Raw genomic sequence first — 11,126 nt, forward strand, 5'->3', positions numbered from 1 at the left:
GGGCCTGATATCGATACTGGATACGGTAAGATGGCTCAAACGTTGTTCATGAACCGCCGTGGTACGGAACCGTATGCCCGGTGGTGTGAGAGGACAGGGGAGGCGACTCCCCTTCCTACTCGATTGTGGATTATTATCTGCCCCACGCCCCACGCCCCACGCCCCACGCCCCATATTCTATTTTCTTCTTACTGTGTTTCTAAAAATAACTTTTTAGAATATCTGCTAGGCGGCACAATGCTCTTCGTATTGTTCGGTTATGTCAGTTGAGTGGGCTTGAGAAAGGATGTGGGGTTATGTCGCTGGATGCTTGGATTGCAGTAGGAGTCGTGCTGACTATCTTCCCGTTGATGGCGTTGTCACGCCTAGGGCCAGATATCATTTTAATGGGCGCGGTGGTGGTGCTGATGACGCTTGGCGTGATTGACCCACAGCAGGCGTTGGGTGGATTCTCTAATAGTGGCCTGTTTACTGTGGCGTTTATGTACGTGCTGGTGGCCAGTATTCGTGAAACGGGCGGTATCGATCTTATTATTCGCTACGTGCTGGGGCGGCCAACCAGCGAGCGCGGCGCGCTAACACGTCTATTGTTACCTGTGGCATCGCTCAGCGGTTTTCTCAATAACACCCCGGTGGTGGCGACGTATATTCCCGCCGTCATGAGCTGGAGCCGCCGTGTGCGGCTTTCCCCACAGCGCTTGCTCATGCCGCTGAGCTTTGCCTCTATTTTAGGCGGTACTATCACGCTATTTGGTACCAGCACTAACTTGGTCGTGCATGGGCTACTGATCGAGCGCTACCCTGATTTGGCCATGGGGTTATTCGACTTGGCGTGGGTAGGCATTCCGGTCGCGGTAGCGGGCTTGGCTTATCTTATTTTCCTTGCCCCACGTTTATTACCCGCCCGTGGCGGCACGGCTAAAGCCTTTGCCAATCCTCGCGAGTTCACTATTGAAATGGAAGTAGACCCGGCAGGGGTACTGGTGGACCGTACGGTCGAAGACGCGGGGCTGCGCCACTTGCAGGAGCTGTTCCTTGTAGAGATCGAGCGCGCCGGTAACGTGGTCAGCGTAGTTGGGCCAGGGGAGCAACTCAAAGGCGGGGATCGTTTGGTGTTCGTGGGCACCTCGGATGCCGCTGTAGAGCTTCAGCAGATTCGTGGGCTGATCCCTTCTCGGGATGGCGCTTCTAGCCTAGAAAAAGAGTTCAAAGAGCGCCGTTTGGTCGAGGCGGTGGTCTCCAATCAATGCCAGTTTATTGGCCAGCGGATTCGTGACGGTCGATTTAGAACCCTATACGGCGCTGCTGTACTGGCGATTTGCCGCGGCGGCGAGCGCGTGACAGGGAACCTAGGCCAAGTGCGCTTGCAGCCCGCCGATGTATTGCTGTTAGAGGCACGCCCGCCGTTTATCGAGCGCCATCGGCAGTCGAAAGATTTCTTACTGATCAGCGAGCTAAACGGCTCGGCGCGGCCCATTCATGAGAAGGCCCCGCTGGCCTGGGGGATTTTGCTAGGCGCGGTGTTGCTGGCTGCGTTTGGTGTCCTGAGCATGCTTAATGCTGCCATGCTGGGGGCGGCGATGGCGCTGCTGACCGGCTGCTGCACAGTGGGGGCAGCTAAGCGGGGCTTAGATACTCAGGTGTTATTAACCATTGCCGCCTCGTTTGGAGTGGGGGCAGCGTTACAGTCGTCAGGTGCAGCGGATGCCATGGCAGGCAGCGTGCTGTCGTGGGTGGCGGGCAGCCCGTGGTTGCTGCTGTTGGGTACCTACTGCGTGGTGGCGCTCCTCACGGAGCTAGTGACCAACAACGCCGCGGCGGTGATTATTTTTCCGGTGGTCATGGCGGCTGCAGAAAGCCTCGGTGTGAGCCCCATGCCATTTGTGGTGTCTGTGATGTTTGCTGCCTCGGCCAGTTTTCTGACCCCGATCGGCTACCAAACTAACTTGATGGTGCATGGTCCTGGTGGCTATCGAGTCAGTGATTTTTTACGTGTTGGTGGTGGTTTAAACGTACTGACCGGTGTGATTGCGGTCACGCTGATTCCATTGGTGTGGCCGTTTTAAGCGGTTAATGTCTCGCTCCCCGCGCTGCTTTAGGCTAGGGTGACGCTTTTAATATCAGTAAGGAAATAACCCATGACAGCCCCAGGCGAACTGATTATTGAGCCAAAAAATGGTCAACCCGCCGATGCGTGTGTGTTTATTATTCATGGCCTAGGTGCCGATGGGCATGATTTTGAACCCCTAGTGCCAGCCCTGGCACTGCCGGAAAACGCGCATGTGCGTTTTATTATGCCCCATGCTCCGCGCCTGCCGGTCACCATTAACGGCGGCATGGTAATGCCCGCCTGGTACGACATTCTGGCGATGGATTTGGGCCGCCGGGTTGATGAAGTTCAGCTGAAAAAATCCGCCGAGCGTATTCAGGCGCTGATTCAAGAGCAGATCGATCAGGGTATCGATAGCCAGCGGATCATCGTGGCGGGTTTCTCCCAAGGCGGCGCGGTGGCGTATCAGGCTGCGCTCTCGTTCCCGCAGCCGCTAGGCGGGCTGCTGGCGATGTCGACCTACTTTGCTACTGCCGATAGCATCGAGCCTGCCGAGGCGAACCGTCAGCTGCCGATCGAAGTCCATCACGGTAACTTCGACCCCATCGTGCCCGAAACGCTAGGTCGCAGCGGCGTCGATCGTTTGAAAACCATGGGCTACAGCGTCAACTATCGCCAGTACCCCATGGCACATGCACTGTGTCCGCAGCAGGTCAACGATATCGGCAAATGGCTAAGCGAGCGGCTGGGTTAAGGGGAGAGCAGTAGGCGTTCGGTGCCTTTGATAGTACGCTGCTGCTATTAATACCGCGGCAAGGGACAGGCAGAGGCACATGATAGCGTCTATCGATACCGTTGAAAGTGGGTTAGCCGTTTGTCTACTGATGACCGCCATTGGGTGCTTATTCGATCGCCACCTATTAAGGGCGTGTTGGCTTTTGGTGCTATTTGCGCTGTTGATGAGTGCAGCGTGGTGGTACCTGAACGCCCCGTGGCTGGCCTTGGTGGAAGTGATATTAGGGAGTGCGCTCACGGGGGGTGGCTTTATTTACGTCTTACGCACACTGCCCAGTCAGAGGCTATGGATGCCTCGTTATGATCGTACGCGCGTCGAATGGCCACACCGTTTGACGAAGGGGCTGCTCATCATTGCCTGGAGTATCATGCTAGGCGTGGCGACTCAGTTTCTATTACCTGATATGGCGCTTTCACTGACCGCGCATCCGCTTATTTTGTCCTCTGTGGTCATTGTATCGTTGGGAATGGGGGCGTTTGCTTTACACCACCATCTGATGCGCCGCTTGATGGCCTTTAATGTGCTTGGGTCGGGCGTTTTCTTGATGCTCGCAGGCATGGCGGGTACGTCACCCAGCGCCCAGGCGCTCATCACGGTGGGGTTGCTCATCGCTTGGCTGGGGTCGCTATTGGGGGTTTTACTCCTTCGCCAGCTAGTGCACCAGGAAGGTAGCGCCGCCCTCAACGATGAATACGCCCCTGTAAGGCCGCCTTCATGATCTGGCGCTTTGGTCTGTACGACAATACCTTTGATCCCTTATGGATGACGGACTGGGCACTCGCCGCTGTCCTACTGCTGCCGATGGTGTTTGGTGCGCTCGGAGCCGTGTTTCGCCCCTCTCGTTTGCTGCCGGTGGCCTTGGCCTGCTTGCCGATTTTACTGGCTGGAGGGGTCATGGTATTGGACTACCAACAGGTCGGATTGCTGCGTTGGCAGTGGGAGGTGGCGGGTATCGAGCTAACGCTGCGCTTGAGTGGCCTTAGTGCTCTAATGCTCTTGATTACCCAGTGGACGGCCGCCGCCGTTGCCGTTTATACCCCTGGCTATCTTCGCCTAACGCTCCCCAATGCCAGCGTCCGTTGGTTATGGCCATTAATGGGGTTGCTCGTTAGTGCGCTTTCACTGATTTGGCTGGCGGCGGATCTGTTGATTCTGTATGCCGCGTTGGAGTCAATGGGACTCGCGGCCGTGGGGATGTTGCTGTTATCGGGTAAGTCTGCGGCGCTACAGGCCGGTATGCGTTACCTCCTTTTGGCTCTGGTGGGGTCGCTCGCGTTTTTACTGGGCGTTGCCCTATTAATGAGTCAATGGGGAACGTTAGATTTAATCGCACTTGAAGCGCGGGTGGAGCCAGAGCCCCTTACTTGGGTTGCAGCAGCCCTTATAGGCGCGGGGCTTGCCTTAAAGGCGGCGCTATTCCCTTTACATGGTTGGCTAACCCCCGTACACGAGAATGCTTGGACGCCGGTCAGTGCACTGCATGCAGCGCTCGTCATTAAGGCCTCGCTCTATATTTTAATGATGCTGTGGGGCATCTTGCTGCCGGAGACGCTGTTTGCTCCCCGTTTGGTGGCCTGGTTGGGCATGTTGGCGATTGTTTGGGGTGGATTGGTGGCCTGGCGAGCCGATTCACTCAAAACGTTGATTGCCTCTTCCACTGTGGGCCAGTTGGGCTATTTGATGGTGGCCTTTCCTCTGGTATTAGGTCCCAATATCGCACCGCTGCCTTTGTCGCTGGCATGGGACGGGTTTTGGTTACATTTGATGGGACACGCACTAGCCAAAGCCGCCATGTTTATGGCGGCAGGCAATTTGATCATTGCCACGGGTGAAAGCTCACTGAAAGCGCTGGCAGGAACCAGTCGTCGGCTGCCACTTTCGCTACTTATCTTTGGCATGGCTGCCGTTACGTTAATGGGGCTACCCCCCAGCGCTGGCTTTACGGCAAAGTGGCTCTTGCTTCAATCCATGGTGCTGACTCAGCAATGGTTAGCCGTGGCGGCCCTACTGGCAGGCACGCTATTGACGGCTGCCTACGTGTTTCGCGTATTTCGCTACTCGTTTGATGAAACCGCACCGCGACACGATTATCAGCCGCTTGCGCCCGGCATGGATGCCATTGCTCTGTGTTTGGCGGTAGCAGCCTTTGCGCTTGGCTTACTCGCCCACTTTCCGCTGGGGTTGCTGCATGGAGGTGGTGGATGAACGCGGCTTGGTTACCCCTGACGACGCTGGCAACCTCCTTATTCGCGGCGGTGATTATTTTCTCGTTGCCAGAAGAGGCTCGACGTGTCCGCACGAGCATCAACTTACTGGCGGCGGTCGTTAAAATTCTCCTAGTGATAGTGATGGTCGGGCGTGTTTCAGAAGGCTATGAAGACACCTTTAGCTTTCAAATCGTGGGAGGCGTTGATTTTGTGCTGCGGGCGGATGCCCTCGGCGTTATGTTTGCGGGTCTTTCGTCACTGCTGTGGCTATGCACGACGATTTACGCGATTGGGTACTTGGAAGGGGCGGCCAATCGGAAGCGTTTCTTTGGCTTCTTCAGCCTGTGTGTCACCAGTACGCTAGGGATTGCCCTGTCGGGAAACCTGTTTACCTTCCTGATTTTCTACGAAATGCTGACACTCTCAACTTACCCGCTCGTGGTGCACGCGGGTTCAGCAAAAGCCTTAGCGGCCGGTCGAGTGTATTTGCGTTACACCCTCACGGCGGGCGTCGTGCTGCTGCTAGGCGTTGTCTTGCTGTACAGCTTAACCAACGATCACTCTTTTGCGTCAGAGCAAGGGTTGTCCCCCTACCTGGATGATCACCGTGGTTTGCTAACCCTTATTTTTGCGCTGCTGGTCGGTGGCTTGGCGGTGAAGGCAGCCATGGTGCCGCTGCATGGCTGGCTGCCCAGGGCGATGGTGGCACCGGCGCCGGTGAGTGCATTGCTGCATGCCGTTGCTGTGGTAAAAGCCGGTGCGTTTGGCATTTTGCGTGTCATATACGACCTATACGGCATTGAACTTAGCGTGGAGTTGGGCGTCACCACCGTGCTGGCCGTCGCTGCGTCTATCACCATTATTTATGGGTCGCTGCGGGCGATTGCCCAAGAGGAGTTAAAGCCACGCTTGGCGTTTTCGACGATTAGCCAAGTTTCCTATGTGGTGTTAGGCGTTAGCTTGTTTGGCCCTTTCGGGACTATAGGCGCGCTGGCGCATTTGCTTCACCAAGGCCTGATGAAAGTGACGCTGTTCTTTTGTGCTGGCAATTATGCAGAAGAGCTGGGGATTCATCGCCTCGATGAAATGGACGGTGCAGGCAAGCGCATGCCATTGACTAGCCTAGCGTTTACGGTGGGGGCGCTAGGGATGATCGGGTTGCCACCGACCGCTGGGTTCATTACTAAATGGTACCTAGGCATGGGCGCTATCGAGGCAGATATGTACTGGGTAGTGGCCGTGCTAGTAGCAAGCAGTACGCTGAATGCGATTTATTTTCTCCCTATCGTACACCGCCTCTGGTTCCGTGAGGGGCCGGCCCATGGCAAGGGGCAATGGCCTAAAGAGCAGTCATTAGGGCGGCTGGAAACCCACGGATGGCTGTTGTGGCCAGCGGTATTGACGGCCGTCATTAGTATAGGGGCTGGTTTGTTGGCTGGGTTGCCATTTAGTCCGCTGGATTGGGCAACGCGCGTAGCCGTTGGGGAGTACCTGCCATGAGTTCACTGCTGTTGGCCGTGGCCTTACTCTGGCCGCTTATCGTGGCAGGCAGTAGCGTTTGGAGCGCTTACCGAGTCCCTGTTCAACAGCGTCATTTCATTTCGATGCTGTGGGTAAGTGCTGCCTGGCCTGCTTTACTGCTGGCGTATGCGGGTGACGTGCAGTGGACCATGGATGCTTGGATGTTAGGTGGGTATTGGGAGCTGAATGCGCTCAGCCGACCGTGGCTAGCCTTTACTGCTCTGCTTTGGAGTATGGCGGCGTTTCATGCACGAGGTTACTTCGCCGATGAACAGCGTCAGGCACAAGTAGGGAATGCGTCGGCACAACGGCGTTTACAGCGTTTAACCTTACTGTGGCCGCTAACCTTGCTGGGCAACATTCTTCTGATAGTCGCACAGGATATTGCCAGTTTTTATTTTGGCTTTGCGCTGATGACCTTCGCTGCGTATGCGCTGGTGGTGCATAACGGCACTCCGGCTGCGAAGCTGGGGGCTAAGGCCTATCTTGTGCTGGCCGTTATCGGTGAAGGTTTGATATTAGGTGGTTTTCTCTGGGCCGCAGGCACCTCGGATACGTTAACACTCAAAGGCGTGCGCGACACCCTGGCCACGGCAGACCATGGTGCGTGGATGGCGCTGTTGCTGTGGCTGGGTTTAGGCGTGAAAGCGGGGGTGATTGGGCTGCATGTTTGGTTACCATTAGCGCACCCCGTGGCTCCCGCGCCCGCCAGCGCTGTCCTCAGCGGCGCCATGATCAAGGCAGGCTTGTTGGGTTGGTTGACCGTGTTGCCGTTGGGAATGGAGTCGCTATCTCCTGCCATGATGCAGTTTGGCAATGTCGTATTGGTGGCAGGGTTTGCAGCAGCATTTGGTGCGGCCCTATACGGCATTTGGCAGTCGCATCCCAAAGCAATTTTGGCCTACTCCAGTATCAGCCAAATGGGCATGTTAACGGCGTTAGTGGGTATGGGAATCGTCGTGCCAGCGGTATGGCCGGCCTTGCTACCTGCCATCATTTTGTTTGCGGGTCACCATGCGTTAGCGAAGGGCGCTCTCTTTATGGGTACCAGTGTGAGTGAGCATATGCCCAAGTGGCCCACCTCGCTGCTGTTTCTTTTGATTGCTCTACCGGGCATTTCGCTGACAGGCGCACTCGCGGCAGGCATGTTCAGCAAGTGGGGGGTGAAGCATGCGCTCTATGAGTTCGAGCAGGAGCGCATTATCGCACTATTGACTTGGGCGGCGATGGGCACGGCCGCGCTGGTGACGGTCTGCGTGTGGCGACAATGGCAGCAGCGGCAGCGAGGAAACAGCCATTCGTTTCAGTGGGGGGCGTGGCTAGCGGCATTGATCGCTGCGCTAATGACACCGCTGTGGCTGCCGTTACCGGAGGGGAGTGTGATCGCTCCTCCCTTGAACGAGTGGTTGGGCATTATTTGGCCTTTTCCGGTAGGCGTTGTCGGCATGGCGTTAGGCTTGTTGGCGCTGCGCCGCTTTGATGTGCCAACGCCACCTGCCGGGGATTGGTGGTGGGGATACCATTCCCTTGCCACTCTAGGCTTGAGCGCCGCACGCTTACTGGCCGCGCGATGTGGAAGAGGTAAAACAACCTCCGTGGCGCTGGCGCTGAAGGGTGAGCGTTGGGTCATGAAGGGGTTGTTGCGCGGACTATCAGTGGAGTCATGGATGCGCCAGCATGGTGGAGGCTTGATGATGGCGTTGGCCGTTCTCCTGGCACTTTTGCTCATTTGGGAGGGACAGTAGTGGGGCAACAAGCAAGAGAGCCATTGGGTGAGCGTGGCCGAAGTGCCGATGTGCCCAACGATATTCCAAAGCGTGGTTGGCAGGATATTGCGTGGCGCGTCGTGCGCGCCGCGCGCCGAGACCGGGTCACCATGTTTGCCGCAGGGGTGGCGTTTTACGCGCTGCTGGCGCTGTTTCCGACCATTGCGGCGGTGATTTCGGTGTGGGGGCTACTGTTCGATCCTGTCGAGGCGGGGCGGCAGCTCTATACGATCAGCCGCTTCATGCCGCCGGACGCGGCCAACTTGATCGATCAGCAAGCGCAAGACGTGGTCGAGAGCATCGAGTCGGGTAATGTCCTGACTGCGCTGGCGGGGCTGCTCATTGCCATGTTCATTGCCTCGAAAGCGGTCTCGGTGCTGGTCATTGGGCTCAACGCGGTATATGGCGAGCAAGAACAGCGTTCACTGCTTTATCGAGGGGTGGTCCTCGTTTCGCTGACATTTGGCTTGATTTGCATGACGCTGGTCTCCTTGGGATTCATCGCCATTGTGCCAGCGCTAGTGGACCGATTGATGATCGAGCCTCCTATGGATCGAGTGCTGCAGTGGCTACGCTGGCCTGCGCTGCTGGTATTGATGAGCCTGCTGATCGCACTGCTCTACCGTTTTGCACCTTATCGCCGCTCACCGCAGTGGCGTTGGCTGAGTTACGGCACGCTGTTTGCGACGCTTATGTGGCTGCTGGGCTCGGGAGGGTTGTCACTCTACGTGCGCTACTTTTCGACTTTTAGCGAACTGTACGGCTCGATAGGTGCGGTGGTGGCTCTGATGCTGTGGTTTTGGTTGTCAGCATTTGTCGTGCTGTTTGGTGCGGAGCTTAATAGTGAAATGGAACGCCAAACCTGTCATGACACCACCGTGGGTGAAGCGCGTCCTCTAGGCGAGCGCGAGGCGTTTGCTGCCGATACCATTGGCGTCGAAAACCCTTGGAATAGTGACAATACCGCAAGAAAGTGACCACCGTGCGATTAAGAGACCGATCGTGCCACCGCCCAGCGAGCTGGGCGGTGAAGGTTAACGGTAGAGGCGAATAGAGCGCTACAAAAGCTCCTCGGCGGCCAGTGCCAAACGGGAGCGTTCAACGCTTTTCAAGGTGATATGCCCAGCATGGGGCCAATCTCTAAACCGTTCTACTACGGCGGCCATGCCGCAGGTGTTGGCGGTGAGGTAGGGTGTGTCGATCTGCCCGACGTTGCCCAAGCAGACAATCTTGGTGTTACGCCCGGCGCGGGTGACCAGCGATTTAAGCTGTTTAGGGGTGAAGTTTTGCGCCTCGTCGATGATCAAAAAGGTGTCGTTCAGGGTGCGCCCGCGCATGAAGCTGGGCGAGCGGATTTGTACCCTAGAGCCGATCAGCTGTCGCGTGGCGCCGTTGTCCCAGCTCGACTCCCCCTCGTCGTTGCGCAGCAGGTTATCCATATTGTCGTGGAAGGCCCCCATCCACGGCGACATCTTCTCTTCTTCGGTACCTGGTAAGAAACCAATATCCTCCCCCATAGGGATGGGCGCGCGGGTGAAGACGATACGCTCAAAGCGTTTGGCGTCCAAGGTCTGCTGGAAGGCCGCCGCCAGGGTCATAAACGTTTTGCCGGTGCCCGCGTTACCGGCAATGGTGACAAGGTCAATCTCGGGGTCCATCAACAGGTTGAGGGTAAAGTTCTGGCGGCTATCGTGAGCGTGGACGCCCCACACACCAGCATGGTGACGGTAGTTGGTGAGCAGCTGAAGCCGGGCAGAGGAGGGCGAAATCTCGCGCACAATAGCCTCGAACTCTGCGCCGTTTTCGCTATCAGAAACCAACATGCCGACATGCCAGTGGCGGGGCATATTGCCGCTGAGTTGGTAGAAGGTATGGTGGCCGATGCGTTCGACGGTCACTTCAACGTTGAGCGCTTCCCATAGCGACGCGCCATCCTGCCCGGCCGAGGCGTACACTTGGGCACCTTCAATCATCGCATCGCTATCGGAGAAGGCGCGATCATTCAGGTAGTCTTCCACCGGCACTTTTAGTGCGGCGGCTTTTACCCTGAGGTTAATGTCTTTCGTGATGAGAATGACCGACGCATCCGGGCGTTCGTCACGCAACCGGCAGGTTTCTGCCAGGATTCGGTTGTCGGGGCTATCGTCTAGCGAGTCGAAAGGCTTTAAGTCGTTGTAGCACAGAAAGTGTAGGCGGCCGGATTCTCCGCTGATACGGGGAATGGGGATGCCTTTCTGGATTTCATCGAAGGTAACCTGATTGGTCAGGTCGGAAAGGGTGCGGCTGATTTGCCTTGCCGTACGGGCGATTTCGCGGATGCCGTTTTTGTGCTTGTCCAGCTCTTCAAGCACGGTCATAGGGATAACCACATCATGCTCATCAAAATGATAGAGCGCAGTGGGGTCGTGGATCAGGACATTCGTGTCTAGGACATACAGCCTAGTCGCTTTCTTATCGAGTCGTACCATCGCGGAAACTACTCCTTGGTTGACGGCAACATCGACACTGGCAGACGCACTTTACGCTTAGATGACACGTGCCTGTGTCGGTTCTCTAGCGTGTCCTTTCTCCTTATATTCCGTTTTTTAGTTCAGCAATTTCTAACAGCGTGGAATGCATTTGGGATTTTCGCCACTCCTTAATTTCAACGTTGCTATGGCTAGGGTCTCCCCATTTTCCGGCGTGTCATCGGCATAGTCCTCCTGAGGAGGTGAACAAGTCTGGTATTCGTGCCTCGGCGTCTGGCGCTCTTCTCCAGAGGGGGTAGAAAACACTTCGGCCTTGAG

Annotated in this window: 9 protein-coding genes; 7 read left to right on the forward strand and 2 right to left on the reverse strand. The window is 56.6% G+C overall.

Annotation, left to right across the window (positions count from 1 at the left end):
* The first annotated feature begins 296 nt into the window (after positions 1-296).
* The 7 genes from NH344_RS17345 to NH344_RS17375 all read left to right on the forward strand — a co-directional run bounded on the left by NH344_RS17345 (position 297) and on the right by NH344_RS17375 (position 9,317).
* On the forward strand, positions 297-2,066 hold the full coding sequence (locus NH344_RS17345) for an SLC13 family permease (RefSeq protein WP_137095006.1): 1,770 nt from the start codon (positions 297-299) through the stop codon (positions 2,064-2,066).
* A 72-nt stretch (positions 2,067-2,138) separates the two neighbouring features.
* Positions 2,139-2,804, forward strand: coding sequence for an alpha/beta fold hydrolase (locus NH344_RS17350; protein WP_253028220.1), 666 nt, complete (start codon positions 2,139-2,141; stop codon positions 2,802-2,804).
* 79 nt (positions 2,805-2,883) lie between these two features.
* Positions 2,884-3,564, forward strand: coding sequence for a DUF4040 domain-containing protein (locus tag NH344_RS17355; RefSeq protein WP_044629277.1), 681 nt, complete (start codon positions 2,884-2,886; stop codon positions 3,562-3,564).
* On the forward strand, positions 3,561-5,051 hold the full coding sequence (locus NH344_RS17360; RefSeq protein WP_253028221.1) for a proton-conducting transporter membrane subunit: 1,491 nt from the start codon (positions 3,561-3,563) through the stop codon (positions 5,049-5,051). Before NH344_RS17355 ends, NH344_RS17360 begins: the two co-directional genes overlap by 4 nt.
* Positions 5,048-6,553 (forward strand): proton-conducting transporter membrane subunit, encoded by a 1,506-nt coding sequence (locus NH344_RS17365; RefSeq protein WP_139526590.1) that lies wholly within the window; start codon positions 5,048-5,050, stop codon positions 6,551-6,553. The genes NH344_RS17360 and NH344_RS17365 overlap by 4 nt, the downstream gene beginning before the upstream one ends.
* Positions 6,550-8,319, forward strand: coding sequence for a complex I subunit 5 family protein (locus tag NH344_RS17370; protein ID WP_253028222.1), 1,770 nt, complete (start codon positions 6,550-6,552; stop codon positions 8,317-8,319). Before NH344_RS17365 ends, NH344_RS17370 begins: the two co-directional genes overlap by 4 nt.
* Positions 8,319-9,317, forward strand: a complete 999-nt coding sequence (locus NH344_RS17375; RefSeq protein ID WP_230834965.1) for a YihY/virulence factor BrkB family protein — start codon at positions 8,319-8,321, stop codon at positions 9,315-9,317. The genes NH344_RS17370 and NH344_RS17375 overlap by 1 nt, the downstream gene beginning before the upstream one ends.
* Positions 9,318-9,398: 81 nt before the next feature.
* On the opposite strand, the gene NH344_RS17380 is transcribed toward NH344_RS17375, so the two are convergent.
* Together NH344_RS17380 and NH344_RS17385 are read right to left on the reverse strand one after the other, a co-directional pair.
* Positions 9,399-10,808, reverse strand: coding sequence for a PhoH family protein (locus NH344_RS17380; RefSeq protein WP_044629273.1), 1,410 nt, complete (start codon positions 10,806-10,808; stop codon positions 9,399-9,401).
* Positions 10,809-10,940: 132 nt separating this feature from the next.
* Positions 10,941-11,126 (reverse strand): hypothetical protein (locus NH344_RS17385; RefSeq protein ID WP_253028223.1); only part of this gene is annotated, 186 nt, incomplete at its 5' end.

Source organism: Halomonas sp. Ps84H-12 (assembly GCF_024124725.1).
GTDB lineage: Bacteria > Pseudomonadota > Gammaproteobacteria > Pseudomonadales > Halomonadaceae > Vreelandella > Vreelandella aquamarina.